This window comes from Pseudomonas sp. CFBP 13602 (assembly GCF_014842725.1).
Classification (GTDB): Bacteria; Pseudomonadota; Gammaproteobacteria; order Pseudomonadales; family Pseudomonadaceae; genus Aquipseudomonas; species Aquipseudomonas baltica.
Genome location: NZ_JACYVT010000004.1, coordinates 87431 through 106377 on the forward strand (window position 1 = coordinate 87431; position 18947 = coordinate 106377).

Below are 18947 nucleotides of genomic sequence, written 5' to 3' on the forward strand. Positions count from 1 at the left end.
GCGCTGCGGTGTGTCAGGTACCCCAACCCACGATACCCTTCACCTCTAGAAACGCTTCCAACCCCCATTCGGCGTATTCGCGGCCATTGCCCGATTGCTTGTAGCCACCGAACGGCGCCGCTGCGTCCCAGCTGGGATAGTTGATGTAGACGCTGCCGGCGCGCATCTGCAGGGCCACCTGGCGTGCCCGTGCAAGGCTGGCCGACTGCACGTACGCCGCCAGGCCGAACACACTGTCGTTGGCCATGCGTACCGCGTCCTGCTCATCGGTATAGGGCTGGATCACCAGCACCGGGCCGAAGATCTCTTCGCGGGCAATCGTCATCTGTGCATCCACCCCGGCAAAGATCGTTGGCTGCACGTAATACCCGAAGTCCAGCCCGGCCGGCCGGCCCAGACCGCCACACACCAACTGCGCCCCTTCCTCGATGCCGATGGCGATCATCCGCTGGATCGCCTGGTATTGCCGGTCACTGATCACCGGGCCCAGGGTGGTGGACGGATCGTCGGGTGCGCCGACTCGATGGGCCGATGCCGCCACGCGAGCGATCGCCACTGCCTGGTCGTGCAGCGCGGCAGGCACCAGCATCCGCGTGGGCGCGTTGCAGGACTGGCCACTGTTGCCGAAGCACCCGTTGACCCCTGCCGTCACCGCTGCGTGCAGGTCTACATCGTCGAGCAGGATATTGGCCGACTTGCCGCCCAGTTCCTGGTGCACCCGCTTGACCGTCGGTGCGGCCAGCCGCGCCACTTCCACCCCGGCCCGGGTGGAGCCGGTGAACGACACCATGTCCACGTCGGGGTGACTGGCCAGCGCTGCGCCCACGCCAGGCCCGTCACCATTGATCAGGTTGAACACGCCTGCCGGCACTCCGGCGCTGTGCAGCACTTCGGCAAAAATGATGGCGTTGATCGGCGCGATCTCGCTGGGCTTGAGCACCAGGGTGCAGCCGGCGGCCAGTGCCGGTGCCACCTTGCAGGCGATCTGATTGATCGGCCAGTTCCAGGGCGTGATCAAGGCCACCACGCCGACTGGCTCCTGGTTGATCAGCGTGGTGCCGCGCCGGGTGCGGAACTCGAAGCTGTCCAGGGTGCGCAGCATCTGCTCCAGGTGACGCTTGCCGATGCCGGCCTGCCAGTCGTGGGCCAGAGCTTTGGGCGCGCCGACTTCCTGCATGATGGCAGCGGCGATGTCGTCGTAGCGGGCCATGAACGACTCGAGAATCCGTTCGAGCAGCGCCTTGCGTTCGGCCGGGGTCGTAAAGGCAAATTCGGTAAAGGCGCGTCGCGCCGCCGCGACTGCCGCATCGACATCGGCCTGTTCACCCAAGGCGATTTCGGTAAACGCCTGCTCGCTGGCCGGATTGATCACCGCCAGACGCCGCGCGCCTGAAGGCTCGACCCACCGGCCGTCTATATAGAACTTCAACGCGTTGTCCAAAATTCGCTCTCCACAGTGATAAAAAAGGCCGATGCGCCTGCGTCCCCGTAGCAGCGGCGCAAGCCGCGTCCGAGTTCGCCGCGGTCGGTCAGGCGTACCGCATACGCCGCCGACGCGGCTCGCGCCGCTGCTACAGGCACTCCGCGATCCCCTGTAGCAGCGGCGCAAGCCGCGTCCGGGTTCGCTGCGGGGAAAAAGGAGTTACGTGCCGTCAGAATAGGAACGGTTTTCCTGTCAGGGCAATTTACTAATAGTTTTCCCAGGCATAAACTCAGGTCATGTCCAACCTTCGCAGAAAACTGCCCAGCTCCGGCTCCTTGTTCGTTTTCGAGGCAGCCGCCCGTTGCGGCAGTTTCACCCGTGCGGCCGACGAACTGTGCGTCAGCCAGCCCGCCGTGAGCCGCATGCTCTCGCGCCTGGAAGAGCACCTTGGGGTGCAGTTGTTCGAACGCGTTCGTGGCGGTGCGCGGCTCACCGAAAGCGGGACCCTTCTTTACCGCCGGGTCCAGGAAGGTTTCGACACCATCGAGTCGGCCATCGGCGAAATCTCGGCCCGCGCTACCGGCATGGAAACCATCACCCTGTCGGTGTCCACCGCGTTCACCACACACTGGCTGATGCCGCGCATGAGCCGTTTCAGCGAGCGCTTTCCCGCGGTGGACATGCGTTACCAACTCATGTCCGGGCGCATCGGCGGGCCGTTGATGGATGTCGACCTGGGCATGCGCTACCTCGACGCCGGCAGCGTCAAAGCCGCAGACAGCCTGGTTCTACCGGAGATCACCCTGCCCGTCTGCAGCCCGCAGTACCGTGCCGGCGTACCGAGCGGCAAGGGCAAGAATGCAATGCCTGCGCTGATCCACATGGACAACCAGGACCGTACCTGGGCGACGCCTTTCGACCAGGGTGGACGCGCAGACAATGCCCTGGTGTTCTCCGATTATGCGGTGGTGGTGCAGGCCGCCCTGCTTGGCCAGGGCATGGCCCTGGGTTGGCTCAACGTGGTCTCGCACTGCCTGGCCAACGGGCAGTTGCTGCCGGTGGGTGACGAGGTCACGGTCAGTGCCCGGCACTGCTGCCTGGTGACACCGGCCAACCGTCCGAGCCGCCCTATCGTGGAAAGCGTGCGCCAGTGGATCATCGAAGAAATGCAGGCCGACATCGTGCGCGTCGACGCGCTTTACCCACAGTTATGCCTGGCTCGGAAGATCGCGGAGGCGTCATGAACACAGGTATGCCGCCATCGCGGGAAAAACAGTAGGTTATGCCCTGAGGTAAGGACAAAACAGAACATATGGCGATTCACCCGGCTGATAATTGAACCACACCTTGCACCTTCCCCTGGTTCATCATGCGGAGCGCCCTATGTCATTCAAGCAGTTCAAAGCCCTGACGTTCGATGTCGTCGGCACCCTGATCGATTTCGAAGCCGGCATTCTCAACCATGTGCGCGAAGTGGCAGGCGAAGCGGGCAAGGCGTGCAGCGACGACGACATTCTGAAGGCCTACCGCGATGTCCGCGCCATGCCCGATTCGGGCTGGTGGCCGGATGACCTGGAGCGCTGCTATCACTTGATCGCGCGCCAGCTCGGCTTGCCGGACAGCGACGAATACGCCCGCGGCCTGGCGTTGGCGGTGGAAAACTTCCCGGCCTTCCCCGACTCGATCGAGGCGCTCAAGCGTCTGCACAAGCACTTCAAGCTGGTGGCCACCACCAACTCGCAGATCTGGGCCTTGAACCACATGGCCAAGACCCTCGACGAGCCGTTCGATGTGCGCGTGACCGTCGACGATGTGCGATTCGAGAAGCCCGATCCGCAGTTTTTCGCCTACACCCGTGGGGTGCTGGCCACGCAGGGCATCGTCTTCGAAGAGATTCTCCACGTTGCGCAGAGCCAGTACCACGACATTGGCGTGGCCATGCGTCTGGGCTACCAGACCTGCTGGATCGAACGTCGCCACGCGCAGAAGGGCAGCGGCGGCACCCTGGAATCCGAGCACACCAAGCCGCACTACCATTTCACCTCGTTGGCGCAACTGGCCGACGCGGTCGAACAGGAACTGGGCTGACAACAGCGGCGCTTGCTCCGAGCGCCGCCTTCTGGTGGAAACCAGCTATGACTGCGAAGAGCGTATGGGCGGCCACCGCCCGACCGGCCCCGGCCCTGCAAGCATTGCAGGGCGAGCGGCAGTGCGACGTGGTGATCGTCGGTGCCGGCTACACCGGGCTGTCTGCGGCTCACCACATTGCCCTGAGCGGCCGCGAGCCGTTGATTCTGGAAGCCAATACCCTGGCCTGGGGCGCCAGTGGCCGTAACGGTGGCGTGGTGTCACCCAAGTTTCGCGTCGGCTTTCCTGCCCTGATGCAGCGCTTCGATCGCGACACCGCACTGCACATGTACCGCACCGGTTATGCCGCCGTGGACAGCCTGGTGGACATGATCGACAGCCTGGGCATCGAGGGCGCGCAGTTGCACATGGGTGGGCACATTGCCGCGGCCCACAACGAACTTGCCCTGACCGGACTGCGCACCACCGCTGACTGGATCAAGCGCGAAACCGGCGGCGAGTCGTCGCGCATGATCGACGCGGCGCAGGTGCGGGAAATGACCGGCTCGACCCTTTTTCACGGCGGGCTGCTGACGCCGAAGGCGGGCGGCATTCACCCGCTCAACTACGCCCGGGGCATGGCTCACAGCCTGAACGAGCGCGGCGTGAAGATGTTCATCAACAGCCCGGCGTTGCAGGTTCGCCAGGAAGGCGACCGGATCATCGTGCAGACGCCCCAGGGTCGAGTCAGTGCCAGACAGGTGGTGTATGCCACCAATGGCTATTCCGACCAGAGCGCCGCGACCGATACTCTGCACCGACGGCTTATTCCCTTTCGTAGCGCAATCATCGCGACTGCACCACTGCCGGCCGACGTATTGGCCACGCTGATGCCCGGCGGCCAGGTCTGTGGCGACACCAAACGCATGCTGCGCTGGTTCCGGGTGGTCGGCGACCGGTTGATCTTCGGCGGCCGCGGGGCGTTCGGCAAAGACGATTCGGACAGCGCCTTCGCCACCCTGCAACGCAGCATGGGCGTGGTGTTTCCGGTCCTGCGCGACCAGCCCGTGGCGTTTCGCTGGTCTGGGCTGGTGGCCATGACCCTCGATTACCTGCCCCATGCAGGTCAACTGGACGCGCGCAGCTTCTATGCCATCGGCTACAACGGCGGTGGCGTGGCGATGTCCACCTACATGGGCAAGCAACTGGCAGCCATGACCGCGGGCGAACCGGTGCAACTGGGCCTGCTGGCGGGCGACACGTTCAAGCCCATTCCCCTGCATGCCTTTCGCGCGCCGGGTGTACGCTTGGCCGCAGGTTGGCAACAACTGCTGGACGCCATCGGCCGCTGAGCCGCGAACTTCTTCATTGCCAAGACGAGACCTATGCCCCCGATCCTGCATTATTCACAGCCCGCCATCGAACGCCGTCTACCCGTCGCCGCCTTTGCGTTGCAGGACGACCCCCTGGCGGCCGGCCGTACCGTGCATTTCCATGACCCCCACACGGGCTACGCGGTGGGCGCCTCGACCAGCGTCGGCGCCAATTTGTCGATTGATGATTTTCCCTGGGTCGAACTGGGGATTGTGGAGGCCGGCGAGCTGACCCTGCAGGGCGAGGGCTTCGACCTGCGTCTGAAGGCTGGGGATTGTTTCGTGGTGCCTCGTGGTGTGGCAGTGCGCTGGCAGCATCGCGGGCAGTTGCGACGTCTGTTCATGGCTTTCCCCGGCTTGCCGCCGAGCAATGACATGCCTCGCACGCCGCTGAAGATCGACTTCGCTCAATCACTGCCGCCCAGCGATCCGCCGTCGGCAACAGTGCTGCTGACTCCGGCTCCGAAAGCCTGGAGCGCAACGCTGTTCAGCGCGGCCAACTTGCGCATCGGTCTGTGGCAGTGCGAGCCCTATGCACGCAAGCAGGTGCAGCCAGGCTACAGCGAGCTGATGTTCATTCTGGAAGGCGCAGTGACCTTGACGCCCGAGCAGGGCGACGCCTGTACGGTCAGCGCCGGCGAGGTCGTGGTGGTGCCAGCGGGGGCGACCAATGCCTGGTCGAGCGAGCAGACGGTGCGCAAGGTGTTTTGCATTTTGAGTTGAGGCGGCGTAACGGCCGGACGCGGCGTGGGATGTGTAGGGTGGGCGGACGTGAACATCGGCCTGTAGCAGCGGCGCGAGCCGCGTCCGGGGTCACCGCGGTGCGGGAATCAAACCGCGCGCACCAAACTGCGCAACGGCACAGCGCTCTTGAGCACCGGGCTCTTGATGACGATGTAGCTGAAATACTTGTCGATACCGATGTTCTTGTCGAGGATCGACTCCATCAGCTCCTGGTAGTGCTGGATGCTGCTGCACAGGAACCGCACCAGGTAGTCATACCCACCGCTGATCAAATGGCATTCGAGCACCTCGTCGATGTTGCGGATGCTCGATTCGAACTTCACGAAATCGGCGCGTTTGTGGTCCGACAGGGTCACCTCGGTGAACACCGTGACGGAGCTGGCGAACTTGGCCAGATTGACGTGCGCTTCATAGCCACTGATGTAGCCCGCCGACTCCAGGCGTTTGACCCGTTGCAGGCAGGGGCTGGGGGACAGGCCAACGGCTTCGGCGAGGCTGACGTTGGTCATGCGCCCGTCCTTCTGCAGCTGCACCAAAATATTGATGTCGATGCGATCCAGTTTCGTTGCAGCATCCATGGGGTGGACCTCGTCAAGTCAAAGCATGAACGTGGGCCTCAGGCGTGCAATGCCGTTTGATGGGCATGGGCGAGGTCTGCAAGGCTGGCGTATTCACAGCGCTTGCCGTCCAGAGCCTGGGGCGAAAGATTCCATGGCTGGCGGTGGTCGCGGTGCAGGGTACACACCGGAAAATCCACACGCAGGTTCCAGGGGTCATCCGTTTCGGTACTGCGCACCGGCAGCAACTGCGAGCGCTCCAGGCCCAGGCGCTGCAGCTCGGTGGCGAGGCTGCTGTGCCAGTCATCGTTGCAAGGTTCGATGACCGCATCGAATGCCACCGGCAAGCGTTGGGTCAGGGCGCCGACATCGATGCCGTGGGGTGGGGCGATCAGTATCAACCGGTAGAACTTGCTCAGGTACTGCAGGGCGCCGGGGGCGTCTTCGAAGATCGGCCAATGGGCCGACGAGCTACCGAAAGCCACACTTTCATCCCAGCCGGGAATCACATGCAATCGGTGCGCCATGCGCTGGTACAGCTGGCCGTGGAACGCACTGGCGCTGGGGTTGCCGCCCGCCTGGCCGAGCTCCTGGGCGATGGCGCGGTAGGCCGTCAGCAGTTGCGCGTCACTGCCGGGAGTCTCGCTCTGCACCGACAAGGGTCGCAGGCCTTCGAGAATGCCCCGTTCACGGTCGACCAGGGTGGCATAGGAGAACCCCAGGGCCTTGTACTGTGTGACTTTCATGGATTGCTCCTGAGCGACGGTATGAAGGGCTTCCCTGCAGACTCCTACAGCTTTTCCACCGTAGGAGCGGTCGGTGGCCGCGAACAGCGCGCCGCAGTGTGCCAGGTGTACCGCGGCGCATTTTTCGCGGCCGCTGACCGCTCCTACGTTTGGACCTGATCCCTGTAGGAGCGGTCGGTGGCCGCGAACAGCGCGCCGCAGTGTGCCAGGTGTACCGCGGCGCATTTTTCGCGGCCGATGACCGCTCCTACGTTTGGCCCTGATCCCTGTAGGAGCGGTCCGTGGCCGCGAAGAGCGCGCCGCCCGCCCCGCTCCCACAGTCAGGCCCCGGCTTTTGCCAATGCCGTGTCGAGCATCTGCAAGGCTTCTGCCACCTGCTCGGCGCTGGTCACCAGCGGCGCGAGGAAGCGGACCACGTTGCGATACAAACCACACTTGATCACCAGCAACCCCGCCTGGCGCGCTTGGTCGATGACCCGCTGGGCCAGATCGGCATCGGCGCTGTGCCCGGCATCGTCCTTGACCATCTCGATGGCCAGCATGAAGCCCAGGCCCCGCACATCACCGATGCGCGGATAGCGTTTCTGCAGCCCCAGCAAGCCCTCGCGCAACTGCACCGCACGCTGCTCGCCCTGCGCCAGCAGGTCTTCGTGCTCGAACAGGTCCAACACCGCCAGCGCCGCCGCACAGGCCACGGCGTTGCCACCGTAGGTGCCGCCCAACCCACCGGGCGTCGGCGCATCCATGATCTCGGCTCGGCCCACCACGCCCGACAGTGGCATGCCACCGGCCAGCGACTTGGCCACCGTGACCAGATCCGGCTGGATACCCGCATGCTGGAAACCGAACATTTTCCCGGTGCGGCCGAATCCAGCCTGGATTTCATCGGCGATCAACACGATGCCATGCTGCGTGCACAGCGCACGCAGCGCCTGGAGAAACTCGACCGGCGCGGCCAGGAAACCGCCGTCGCCCTGCACCGGTTCGATCAGGATCGCCGCTACCCGATCCGGCGCCACGTCGCTGGCAAACAGCTCGTGCAACTGCGCCAGGGCGTCGTCGCTGCTGATGCCGCGATAGGCATTGGGGTAGCTGGCGTGATAGATCTCCGCCGGGAACGGGCCGAAATTCTGTTTGTAGGGCTGGCTCATGCCGGTCAAGGTCACCCCCAACAGGGTGCGTCCGTGGAACCCTCCGCGAAACGAAATCACCGCAGGCCGCTGGGTGTAGCCGCGGGCGATCTTGATGGCGTTTTCCACCGCTTCGGCGCCGGAGGTGAACAGCACGCTCTTGTAGTGCTCGTCCCCGCCGACCAGCACGTTCAGCCGCGCGGCCACATCAATGTAGGTCTCGTAGGCCGCTACCTGAAAACTGACATGGGACACCTTGCCCACCTGGCTGCGCACCGCCTCGACCACAGCGGGGTGATTGTGGCCGACATTGAGCACGCCGATGCCGCCGACAAAATCCAGATAGCGCTTGTTGTCCACATCCCACAGCTCGGCACCCTGGGCGCGCGCGGCCACTATCGGGTGCGCGGTGGCGATGCCACGGGGCACGTGTTGTTCGCGCAGGGCCAGCAGGCGTTGATTTTCGGTCAGTGCAGAATTCATCTCGATCTCCGTGAGCGCCGAGCGTGGCGGGTGATGTGATCAGGATAAGGAGTGGCGCAAATCACAAGCACCGAAGTTGCGGGTTGCGCTGGGGTGTTTGCGTTTTTTTTGCGGGTGGGGCGGTAGATTCGGTTGTTTGGATGGTGGGGTGTCAGTGCTAGCCTCTTCGCGGGCGGCGGGCCCTCTGCCTGCGAAGGGGCCTGCACTGACCTCTTCAAACCCCGGCGCGCGGCACCACGATGGTGTCTTCCGGATGCAGGCGCATCAGCATCGGCGAGCCGATCGGCGGCAGGCTCAGGTTGCCTTCGTGGTGGCTTGGCTGGCGCAGGCTGACGGTGGGCCCACCGTCCAGATCGACGAAGACCTTCAAGCTTTCGCCCTGAAAGACGATGTCTGCGACGCGCCCGCTCAGACGGTTCCATTCAGGCCCGGCGCTGGCGCTGTCCAGCAGCAGCTTTTCCGCTTGCAGCGCCAGGAATACATCGCCCGTAGCGGGCACCGGGCGCGTGGTGCGCAGGGCCGTGGAGCCCAGGGTCAAACCGTTGTTCGCGCTGCGTTGCAGCGGCACCAAGGTGCTTTCGCCGATGAAGCTGGCGACGAAGTCGTCCGAAGGGTGGTCGTGCAGGCGGCGTGGCGTGTCGACCTGAACCAATTGCCCGCCGCGCATGATGGCGATGCGGTCGCTCATGGTCAGCGCTTCACGCTGGTCGTGGGTGACGTAGATCATGGTCGCGCCCAGGCGCTTGTGCAGGGCGCGCAGTTCGATCTGCATGGTCTCGCGCAGCTGCTTGTCCAGCGCCGACAGCGGCTCGTCCATCAAGATCAGCTTGGGTTCGAAAACGATGGCTCGGGCCAGCGCCACACGCTGACGCTGGCCGCCGGAAAGCGCGGCAATCGAGCGCTCTTCGTAGCCACTCAGTTCCACCGTGGCCAGGGCCTGTTTGACCCGCTCCCGGCTCTTGCCCGCGCTTTCGCCGCGGGCACGCAACGGGAAGGCCACGTTCTCGCCCACGGTCATGTGCGGGAACAGCGCGTAATTCTGGAAGACCACGCCGATTTCGCGCTTGTGCGGCGGCATCAGGGTGACGTTGCGCTCGCCGAACAGGATATTGCCGGAGCTCACCCGTATGAAGCCACCCAGAATGCTCAGCAAGGTGGTCTTGCCCGAACCCGAGGGCCCCAGCAGCGACATGAACTCGCCGGCTTCCACCTTGAGATTGACGTTGTCCAGCGCCTTGAGGCTGCCGTAGTGCTTGCTGACCTGGTTGACGCTGACCGATTCGAAACCTTCAGTGAAATTCATCTGTGGTGCTCCAGAAAATGCTGAATAGGTGGTCATGGGTTACCTGACAATCCGCGCTGCCCGCCGACGCGGCTCGCGCCGCTGCTACAGGAGAATGCGATCGACAAGGGAATGCGATCTTCTGTAGCAGCGGCGCGAGCCGCGTCAGGGCCGTCATGCGATGCCGATGCCCGACACAGATCAACCCAACCCACCGATGTGCCAGGCCTTCACTTCAAGGAATTCGTCCAGGCCATACTTGGATCCCTCGCGGCCGGTGCCCGATTGCTTCACGCCGCCGAAGGGCGCCACTTCCATGGAGATGATCCCGGTGTTCAAGCCGACCATGCCGAACTCAAGACGCTCGCCCACGCGCCAGGCGCGGCGCATGTCCTGAGTAAAGTAATAGGCCCCCAGGCCATAGGGCGTGGCATTGGCCAGCGTCAGCGCTTCTTCCTCAGTGTGGAAGCGGAACAGCGGCGCCACGGGGCCGAAGGTTTCCTCGCCGGCCAGCAGCATGTCGGCGTGGGCGTCCAGCAACACCGTGGGCTGCACGTACAGGCCATCGTTTTGCGGCAACCCACCAATGGCAACGGTAGCGCCTTTCTCCACGGCATCGCTGATGTGGCGGGCCACCTTGTCGACTGCCGCGGCGTTGATCAACGGGCCGATGGTCACACCCTCGGCCAGACCGTCGCCAACCTTCAGCTCGGCCACCGCCGCCTTCAGGCGTTCGGCGAAACGTTGGTAGATGCCGTCCTGCACCAGAATGCGGTTGGCACACACGCAGGTCTGCCCGGCGTTGCGGAATTTGCTCTGCATGACGCCGGCAATGGCCAGGTCCAGGTCGGCGTCATCGAACACGATGAACGGCGCGTTGCCGCCCAGCTCCAGGCTCAGGCGCTTGATGGTCGTGGCGCACTGGCTCATCAACAGCTGGCCGACGCGGGTGGAACCGGTGAACGACAGCTTGCGCACGGCCGGGTTGCTGGTCATCTCGCCGCCCACGCCTGCCGGCAGGCCGGTGAGCACGTTGAACACCCCGGCCGGAATGCCTGCGCGTTCGGCCAACACCGCCAGGGCCAGGGCCGACAGCGGGGTCATCTCCGACGGCTTGACCAGCACCGGGCAACCGGCGGCCAGGGCCGGTGCGCACTTGCGGGTGATCATGGCGTTGGGGAAATTCCATGGGGTGATCGCCGCGACCACGCCGATCGGCTGCTTGAGTACCAGGATGCGGCGGTCGGCGGCGGGTGAAGGAATGGTGTCGCCATAGATGCGCCGCGCTTCCTCGGCGAACCATTTGACGAAGCTCGCACCGTAGGCAATTTCACCGCGCGACTCGCCCAGGGGTTTGCCCTGTTCGGCGGTCATGATCAAGGCCAGGTCTTCCTGGTTGTCCAGGATCAGTTGGTACCACTTCTCCAGCAATTTGGCGCGCTCGGCCGCAGGCACTTCGCGCCAGGTGACGAAACAGGCCTCGGCGGCGGCAATGGCGCGCCGGGTTTCGGCCGCCTGCAAGGCCGGTACGTTGGCGATCACGCTGCCATCGGCAGGATTGGTCACGGCAAGGGTGGCGCCGTCATCGGCGCTGATCCACTGGCCATTGGCGTAGGCGCGCTCGACGAGCAGGGAAGGGTCACGCAGTGAATGCTTCAACATGATCAAGGTGCCTTTGCAGTCCGAACGATGGACCTAGTGTAGAAATGTCCACGCAGCGGGCGATGCCGAGATGGGGCACGCGGCGCGGCGTGGATGCTGAATTGCGGTGGAGTGGCGGCAGGCTGTGCTGGGGGGTGTTACCCCTGCTTGTTGCGTCCGGCCACCACCACCAGAATCAGCGACGCCAGAATCAGGATCGAACTGATCGCCGCAATCGTCGGGTCGATTTCGTCGCGCAGTGCAGTGAACATGCGCTTGGTCAGGGTCTGGTTGTCACCCCCGGAAATGAACAGCGCTACCACCGTTTCATCCAGCGAAGTGATGAACGCGAACAGGGTTGCCGAGACCACGCTGGGCTTGATCTGCGGCAAGGTCACCGCCATGAACGCGCGAAAGCGGTTCATGCCCAGGCTGCGCGCGACCATCTCCTGCGACATGTCGAAATTGCGCAGCCCGGCGAGCAGGGCAATGATCACGTAGGGCAGGGCCAGCATGATGTGCGCCAGTACCAGGCCGGTCAGCGAGCTGATCAGCCCCACCCGCGCGTAGACGAAGAACACCCCCGCCGCGATCAGGATGATCGGCACCATCATGGGCAGCAGCAACACGATCTGCAGGGTGCGGATGACCTTCAGGCTCGAGTTGTTGATGGCGTAGGCCGCGGCCATGCCGATCGGCAGGCTCACTGCAGTGGTCACTACGGCGGTGATCAGGCTGACCCGCGCCGCCGACATCCATTCGGCGCTGTGGAAGAAGGCTTCATACCAGCGCAGCGACCACTCCTTGGGGGGGAACTGCAGGAAGCGCGCCTCGGAGAACGACATCGGCACCACGATCAGCACCGGGATGATCAGGTACAGCAGAATCGCCGCGACCAGCACGGTGAACAGCACATGCGACAGGCGTAGCTGGCGCAGGTAGGCAAGCGTATTCATCAGCGTGCTCCCAGGATGCGTTCGATGGGGATGAAGCGGTTGATGCCCCAGAAGATCAGGAACACCACGAACAGCAGCACCAGGCCCACCGCACTGGCGGCGCCCCAGGCGTGATAGAGCTCGACGTTGCGCTGTACCAGCATCGACACCAGGATGGTGCGACCGCCGCCCAGCAGTTCAGGGGTGATGAAGAAGCCCAGGCAGATCACGAAAACCAGGATGGAACCGGCCATCACACCCGGCGCCGCCATCGGCAGGAACACCCGGCGAAAGGTGTAGAAGGGTTTGGCGCCCAGGCTTTCGGAAGCCTGCATCAGGTCCTGGGGAATCTTCTTCATCACCGAATACAGCGGCAGCACCATGAACGGCAACATCACGTGCAGAGTGCCGATCACCGTGCCGGTGGTGTTGTGCATCATGTTCAGCGGTTGGTCGATGATGCCCATGTCCAGCAGCGTCTGGTTGACCACCCCGCGCCGCTGCAGCAACACCAGCCAGGCGTAGGAGCGCACCAGCACGCTGGTCCAGAACGGCAGGATCACGCAGATCAGAATCAGGTTGGCCCAGAAGCCCTGCAGGCGCGAGGCGGCGTAGGCAATCGGGAAGCCCATGACGATCGACAGCAGGGTCACGATCAGGCTGATCTTGAACGTCAGGTAGAACGTATCCCAGTAGATGCGTTCTTCGAAGATGCGCGCGTAGTTGGCCAGCGAAAAGCCGTCTTCGGTCTGTACCGACTGGAACGCCAGCCAGCACATCGGCAGGATCAACAGCACCACCACCATGAACAGCGCCGGGGCGAGCAGCAGCAACATCGAGGTATTCTCCCGACGTTCCTCGCGCGCCAGGGCATCGGCATTGCTTGCAGGCGGCTCGCTGTGGGCGTCAGGCATGGATTTGGCGAGATAGGCGTTGGACATGGAACGATTCCTCACGGCCGAGCGCCGGTGAACCAGCGCAAGCAGCTTGTTGTTGGTCGGTCATGGCGACCCTCAAGGTTCAATGTACCGACTCAGCCAAGAACGAAACGGGCTTAAAAGGCCTGCGCCGGAGTGGTTTGTTTCGTATTGAGGGTGGGCGACAGCAGCAACTGCGTCGGCCCCTTCGCGGGCAGAGACCCGCTCCCACAAAGTAAGCGCTCAGGTGCCCCATTTCAGGAGCAGGCTTCAGATGTGCTTCTGTGGGAGCGGGGCTCTGCCCGCGAAGAGGCCCGCCCTGGCACGCCTACTTTTTCTGCACAAAGGCCAGCCAGCGCTCTTCGGCCTTCACCCCTTCCTGCGACGCCCACCACTTGGCCGACAGCAGCGCCTGACGCGAGATGTTTTCAGGCGAAGACGGCAGCTTGGTCGCGCGTTCGGCAGGAATGGTGCCGGTCTTGAACGCCTCGGGGTTCAGCGGGCCGTAGTCGATGATCATCGGCAGCGCAGCCTGCAGCTTGGCGTCGATGGCCTCGTTGACGAACTTCATCGCTGCCGTCCGGTGCGCCGTACCCTTGAGCACGCACAGCGAGTTGGTTTCCAGCACGCCTTGGTTGTAGTCGAAGGCTACCGGCGCACCGTCGGCCTGCACCGCCGTGATGCGACCGTTCCAGGCCTGGATCATGTCCACCTCGCCGTCACTGATCAACTGCGCCGACTGCCCGCCGGACGTCCACCAGGTGGCAATGTGCGGCTTGATTTCCTCGAGCTTCTTGAAGGCCCGCTCCACGTCCAGCGGGTACAGCTTGTCAGGCGCCACGCCGTCTGCCATCAAGGCAATCTCGAGGGTAGGGCGCGGCAGGTTGCGCAGTGAGCGCTGCCCCGGGAATTTCTTCGTGTCCCAGAAATCCGCCCAGGTCCTGGGCACGTTGTCGCCCTTGAAGGCATCGGTGCGATAGGCCAGCACGGTGGAGTAGCTGATGTAGCCGACGGTGTAGTCGTCCTTGAGCGCCGCCGGAAGCTGCGCAGCGTTCGGCACCAGGGCTGGGTCGAGCTTTTCGAACAGGCCCTCGGCCTCGCCGCGAAGGCAATCGCCGGTGGGCAGGTCGACCACGTCCCAACTGACCTTGCCGCTTTCGACCTGGGTCTTGATGATCGGGTAGGCCTTGGGCGAGCTGTCCTGCCTGAGGGTCAGGCCAAGCTTCTTGGCCGCCGGTTCGAGGATGGCCTTGCTCTGTGCCTCCTGGTAGGCACCGCCCTGCGATACGAAGGTAATGTCTTCTGCCCAAGCCTGCCCGAAGGCGCCGACCAGCAGTGCAAGGCTTGCGAACTTGAATGCGCGCAGTGGCGTCGGTGTCATGTACGGGACTCCTGAAGGTTGGCAGGTGGGAGGCGAGCTGGTTGTTGTCGCTCGGTCGTTCTGCTGGACCGCTGCTGTCCAATCTACCGCCAGGGGCTGCGCGCAAGCGGCCACAAATCGGCGCCGTCGAAGCGTTTTATTGCGAAAACACCGAGTGGCGCAGCAGGAACTGTTTTGCCCACAGGAAGCTATCGAGATGAGTGAAGAGCGCGCTCCCCGCGCAGGGATTTTTTGCACTCTGCAGATCAGGCCGGGTCTGCTCTTAACCTGCCCCTACAGAAGGTCTTCGTCATGATCACCGTTCACCACCTGAACAATTCACGCTCGCAACGCATCATCTGGCTGCTGGAAGAGCTCGGCGTGCCTTACGAGATCAAGCGTTATGAACGCGACACCAAGACCAACCTCGCGCCAGCCGAACTCAAGGCCGTCCATCCGTTGGGCAAATCGCCGATGATTCAGGACGGCCCGCACACCATCATCGAGTCCGGCGCCATCGTCGATTACCTGATCCGTCGTCACGGCCAAGGCGCCCTGCAGCCTGACCCGGCCAGTGCCACCTACGACGAGTACGTGCAGTGGCTGCACTTCGCCGAAGGCTCGGCCATGCTGCCGTTGATGCTCAATCTGTACGTCGGCCGTCTGGGCGAAGCCGGCGCGCCGCTGCATCCGCGCATCGAATCCGAACTGGACAACTACCTGGGCTACCTGAATACCGCCCTCAGCCTGACGCCTTACCTGGTGGGTGAAGAACTGACCGGCGCCGACGTGCAGATGAGCTTCGTCGGCGAGTTGGCCAAAGCCCAGGGCAAGCTGGACGCCTACCCGCACCTGGCTGCCTGGGTCGAGCGCCTGCAAGCACGGCCGGCGTATCAAAGAGCGCTGGAGCAGGGCGGCGAGTACAAGTTCGCCAAGTGAACACGCGACGCGCCTCAGGCCGGTAGCAGTTTCTTGCAACCGTCCTTGCGCGTCGGGTACTGCGCGCACTTGCGCGCCAGTAGCTTGACCTGTGCGTCGTCCTTGAGCCGTTGGTTGGCGGCCAGCTTCTCGGTGATGAAAAGCTCTTCGGAGCCCAGTGTCTTTTCCGCTTGCGCAATCAGTGCCAGGGCTGCGCGTGGATCGTCGTTGCGCAGATGGTGAGCGATCATCAAGTCGTACAGCTCAGGGCTGGCCAGTGACCAGTCTTTGATCGACTGCAACTCGATCAGCGCTTCGCGGCGTTTGCCCTGCGCCATGTCGACACTGAAGGCTGCTCGGCGGATACCGGGCTGGTCGCGTACCGCAGACGTCAGCGCCCGGTCGCTGAACAGCTGCGCTTCGCGCAGTTTCTTTTGTTCAAGTGCCACGGTCGCCGCATAGGCGTCCTTGTAGGCTTGCAGCGACGGTGCGACCGCGCCAGAGGCCCGCAATCGCTGCCAGTCATCGGCATTGACCGGCGCACGCCGTTGCCCATCGTACTGGCGTTGCAGGTACTGGCGCAGTTCGGTATCGCGGTCCAGCGGCGACATGTGCGAGCGCTGGAAATACTGGCCTGCGGCAGTGATGCTGGTGGCCAGCCCTTGATTCAAGGTGACTTCCACCTCCTTGACCAAGCGATCGACCTGCAGGTTCTGCAACGACGCCTGCATGGCTTCCTTTCGCTGCGTGGCAAAGCTGCCGAGCAAGGACTTCTGCTTGCCCTGGAAATCGCTCAGGCGCTGGAGGCTGTGGCTGGCGGCGCGCGGAGCATAGCCGGCCTTGATCATCAAGTCGGCACCCAGCAGATCGGCTTGGTCCTCTTGGCTGCGACCCCAGGCCGTGCTCCAGATGTTTTCCGAGAAGCTGTTCACCAAGGCCGTATACAGCACTGTATTGCCCACGGTTTTCTGCATGCCCTGCGGGTCCTTGCTGATGAACTTCAAGCTGCCCGAGCTACGGTTCACTCCGGTGTCAGCGATCATGGTCGCGAGCACCACCGAGGTTGCCACATTGCTCAGCACAGCATTCTGCTGCTGGAACGCTGCCCGTCGATCATGATGGTGCAGCAGTACGTGGCTCATTTCGTGCCCCAGCATCGCCGCGATCTCGTCCTCGCTCTGGACGTTGTCGAGCATGCCCAAGGGGACGAACAGATTGCCGTACGGGTCGGCCGATGGCCCGAAACCGTAGCTGTCGATGACCTTCACCTGCAGAGCGGGCAACTCGCCTGGCCAACCTTTGCCGAGCCTGCCGACGATGCCTTGCAGGTACGTCTGCAAAGGTGGAATGAGCACCACATTGTGCTGGCGAATTTCCCCGGCCGGGACCGCCATGCCGTCATAGCTCAGGCGCTGTGCGCTGACCCGTTGCGGGTCGAGCCTGTAATACTGGCGTACATCCGCCGTGTCCAGATAGCGTCCTTTGACCTGGGATTGGGTAGAAGGCCCTACCAGGTTCATGAATGCAGCATCTGCGCCCTTGAGCGTGCCGCAACCACCGAGCAGCAGGCAGGCCAAGGCGCAAAGGCTGGTGTGCAAGGCCCGGTCCCTCACGGTCCCGGCGCTCATGGTTTGCTGCAGCCTGAACCGAAGCCGATGGTCGAAGCGTTCCGGGTGTCGGCCTTCTGGCTGATGGGCAGGCTTTCGCAAGGCGTGGTAACGATCTTGCCTTCGCTCAAACGCAGGTCCATGGTGTCCAGCCAGACTTTGCGTCCGCCAAGCTCGACCTGTACCTGATCCAGATTCGGGTGGGTGGCCAACACCTGCAACGGCGGCTTGGGTGCATCCTTCACAGGCAACCTGCCCTGAGATTTGCCATGCTCGTCGAGCAATGTCAGCGGATCGGCTTCATAGGCGTCGACGGTGGTGGCCAACACACTCGGGCTGCACAGCGCTGCCAACAGCAAAAACGTGATTCGGGTCATCCTTGAGTTCCTTCTACAAGTGAAATACGAGCGCGCCTGCGCTGGGCGAAATAACGCACGAGCGATCGCCATCGCCGCTTGGCAAACAGGCCGATCGGCGCTGAGATGATTGAAATCGACAACACGGCAATGGCCAGGACATTGGCCGGGCTGATGTTGTTTTGCCACAGTCCCCAGCACATCACGGCCAGTGCTGCCTGGACGATGGCCCAACTGAACAGGGGGGCGCGCCACGCTTTGGCGCGACGATGGCGGCGCCGTCGATACCAGGCACGCAGACCGACGATGACGATGACGAAACCCAGTTGCACCAGGTCCAGCCAACTGATCGACAGCCAGAAGTAACTGTCCGGATCGCGTTGATACGCATCGTGGTAGGTCACCAGGTTGTCCAGCGCCATGGCGTGCAGGTACACCCCTGGCAGCAGGCCGTGCACCGGCGTTTGGGTAAGGTCGCCGGCCGAGGTGATCTGAGCCCCGACCAGCACCAGCTTGTCGCTGAGCAACTGCCGCAAGAGCGCACGGTCCTCGGGCGAATTGGCTTCCAGGGCGCTGGCCTTGAGGGTGAGGGTATAGGCACAAGTGGCCTGGCCGCTGTCGCCGAACTTCCAGAAGATCGCCTGCCATAACTGGGCATACCAGGCATTGCCCGCTACCGAGCATTCCGCCACCGAGGTGGCCAGCGATTGCAGGGGTGACAGTGTCCTTCCCCAGCGCAGCGCGATGGGTGCGCGTTGCGCTGCCTGGGCCGCATCGACAGGCAGCCCGGTACATTCGCGGTCGCGACAAAACTCGCGGTACAGGCCCAGCGCTGGCGTTTCGATCAGCCCCTGCGACGTCTCGACGGCCAACGGGTATCGGTCGCCGACATCGCTCCACTTCACCAGTGCACGACGGCTCATCTGGTCCAGCGGCGCCAAAGCGTTGGCCTGACCGTTGACACCGCGAGTGTCGCCGGTGTTGGCCAACAGAAGCGAGATGCCCTGTTCTCGATAGCGCTCGAAGACATTGACCAGCAGTTGGCTGCCGTTGTCGGCATCATTGAGTGAGTGGTCGTGGCTGTACATCAAGTCCACGAAGACCGCCCGCGGTTTGTACGCCAACAGACGCCTGAACAGCTGGCTTTGCTGCGCATAGGGCAGGGGCCAGAAGGTGGCGTTGCGCATGAGGTAGGCGTCGTCGATCAGCACGACGACCACCTGCTGCTGCCCAGTGTCTGGGTAGCTGCTGGCGGCGATGCGATTGATCCACTGCGAAGACGCAGCGTCACTGGAGCTGGAAAGCCCGAAGGGGTCCAGCAGTGCGATGCAGCCTATGAACAGGCCGAGCAGCACCTGCCCCAGCCAGAATCGAAAATAGTTAGCCTTCATCCGTGGCCTGATCAGCG

Annotated in this window: 17 protein-coding genes; 5 read left to right on the plus strand and 12 right to left on the minus strand. The window is 63.5% G+C overall.

Going from position 1 to position 18947, the window contains the following annotated elements; translation table 11 throughout:
- Nucleotides 1-13: 13 nt before the first annotated feature.
- Entirely contained in the window at nt 14-1441 is a 1428-nt protein-coding gene (locus IFU31_RS09265; protein ID WP_192058838.1) for an aldehyde dehydrogenase family protein, read from the minus strand.
- A 278-nt stretch (nt 1442-1719) separates the two neighbouring features.
- Here IFU31_RS09265 and IFU31_RS09270 point away from each other — a divergent pair, with 278 nt between their 5' ends.
- The 4 genes from IFU31_RS09270 to IFU31_RS09285 all read left to right on the plus strand — a co-directional run bounded on the left by IFU31_RS09270 (nt 1720) and on the right by IFU31_RS09285 (nt 5586).
- The gene (locus IFU31_RS09270) at nt 1720-2667 is read left to right on the plus strand and encodes a LysR family transcriptional regulator (RefSeq protein WP_185794845.1); all 948 of its coding nucleotides are present in this window, start codon (nt 1720-1722) and stop codon (nt 2665-2667) included.
- Between the two features lie 139 nt (nt 2668-2806).
- On the plus strand, nt 2807-3511 hold the full coding sequence (locus tag IFU31_RS09275) for an HAD-IA family hydrolase (RefSeq protein WP_192102778.1): 705 nt from the start codon (nt 2807-2809) through the stop codon (nt 3509-3511).
- A 47-nt stretch (nt 3512-3558) separates the two neighbouring features.
- Nucleotides 3559-4842 (plus strand): NAD(P)/FAD-dependent oxidoreductase, encoded by a 1284-nt coding sequence (locus IFU31_RS09280; RefSeq protein ID WP_192102779.1) that lies wholly within the window; start codon nt 3559-3561, stop codon nt 4840-4842.
- A gap of 33 nt (nt 4843-4875) precedes the next feature.
- Nucleotides 4876-5586, plus strand: a complete 711-nt coding sequence (locus IFU31_RS09285) for a cupin domain-containing protein (protein WP_192102780.1) — start codon at nt 4876-4878, stop codon at nt 5584-5586.
- Nucleotides 5587-5693: 107 nt separating this feature from the next.
- Here the strand turns inward: IFU31_RS09285 and IFU31_RS09290 are convergent, their stop codons facing one another.
- The 8 genes from IFU31_RS09290 to IFU31_RS09325 form a co-directional block, all read right to left on the minus strand.
- On the minus strand, nt 5694-6185 hold the full coding sequence (locus IFU31_RS09290; RefSeq protein ID WP_043191751.1) for an Lrp/AsnC family transcriptional regulator: 492 nt from the start codon (nt 6183-6185) through the stop codon (nt 5694-5696).
- A gap of 38 nt (nt 6186-6223) precedes the next feature.
- Nucleotides 6224-6910 carry a hypothetical protein gene (locus IFU31_RS09295; RefSeq protein WP_185794848.1) on the minus strand — a complete coding sequence of 229 codons (687 nt, stop codon included), beginning with the start codon at nt 6908-6910 and terminating at the stop codon, nt 6224-6226.
- Between the two features lie 320 nt (nt 6911-7230).
- Nucleotides 7231-8523, minus strand: a complete 1293-nt coding sequence (gabT, locus tag IFU31_RS09300) for a 4-aminobutyrate--2-oxoglutarate transaminase (RefSeq protein WP_192058845.1) — start codon at nt 8521-8523, stop codon at nt 7231-7233.
- 214 nt (nt 8524-8737) lie between these two features.
- A complete protein-coding gene (locus IFU31_RS09305; RefSeq protein WP_192056596.1) occupies nt 8738-9826 on the minus strand; it encodes an ABC transporter ATP-binding protein in 1089 nt (362 codons plus the stop codon).
- A gap of 180 nt (nt 9827-10006) precedes the next feature.
- Complete coding sequence (locus IFU31_RS09310) at nt 10007-11467, minus strand: NAD-dependent succinate-semialdehyde dehydrogenase (RefSeq protein ID WP_192102781.1); 1461 nt, start codon at nt 11465-11467, stop codon at nt 10007-10009.
- A gap of 137 nt (nt 11468-11604) precedes the next feature.
- Nucleotides 11605-12402, minus strand: a complete 798-nt coding sequence (locus IFU31_RS09315; protein WP_122480602.1) for an ABC transporter permease — start codon at nt 12400-12402, stop codon at nt 11605-11607.
- Nucleotides 12402-13322, minus strand: coding sequence for an ABC transporter permease (locus IFU31_RS09320; protein WP_122801315.1), 921 nt, complete (start codon nt 13320-13322; stop codon nt 12402-12404). Before IFU31_RS09320 ends, IFU31_RS09315 begins: the two co-directional genes overlap by 1 nt.
- A 304-nt stretch (nt 13323-13626) precedes the next feature.
- A complete protein-coding gene (locus IFU31_RS09325; RefSeq protein WP_192058850.1) occupies nt 13627-14679 on the minus strand; it encodes an ABC transporter substrate-binding protein in 1053 nt (350 codons plus the stop codon).
- Between the two features lie 291 nt (nt 14680-14970).
- Between IFU31_RS09325 and IFU31_RS09330 the strand changes: the two genes are divergently transcribed.
- Nucleotides 14971-15597, plus strand: coding sequence for a glutathione S-transferase family protein (locus IFU31_RS09330; RefSeq protein ID WP_192058852.1), 627 nt, complete (start codon nt 14971-14973; stop codon nt 15595-15597).
- Between the two features lie 14 nt (nt 15598-15611).
- Here the strand turns inward: IFU31_RS09330 and IFU31_RS09335 are convergent, their stop codons facing one another.
- The 3 genes from IFU31_RS09335 to IFU31_RS09345 are packed head-to-tail and all read right to left on the minus strand — an operon-like array spanning nt 15612 to nt 18930.
- Nucleotides 15612-17204 carry a M48 family metallopeptidase gene (locus tag IFU31_RS09335; RefSeq protein WP_192102782.1) on the minus strand — a complete coding sequence of 531 codons (1593 nt, stop codon included), beginning with the start codon at nt 17202-17204 and terminating at the stop codon, nt 15612-15614.
- A complete protein-coding gene (locus IFU31_RS09340; RefSeq protein ID WP_122801319.1) occupies nt 17201-17560 on the minus strand; it encodes a hypothetical protein in 360 nt (119 codons plus the stop codon). Before IFU31_RS09340 ends, IFU31_RS09335 begins: the two co-directional genes overlap by 4 nt.
- Entirely contained in the window at nt 17557-18930 is a 1374-nt protein-coding gene (locus IFU31_RS09345) for a CHASE2 domain-containing protein (RefSeq protein ID WP_192102783.1), read from the minus strand. Before IFU31_RS09345 ends, IFU31_RS09340 begins: the two co-directional genes overlap by 4 nt.
- Between the last annotated feature and the right edge of the window lie 17 nt (nt 18931-18947).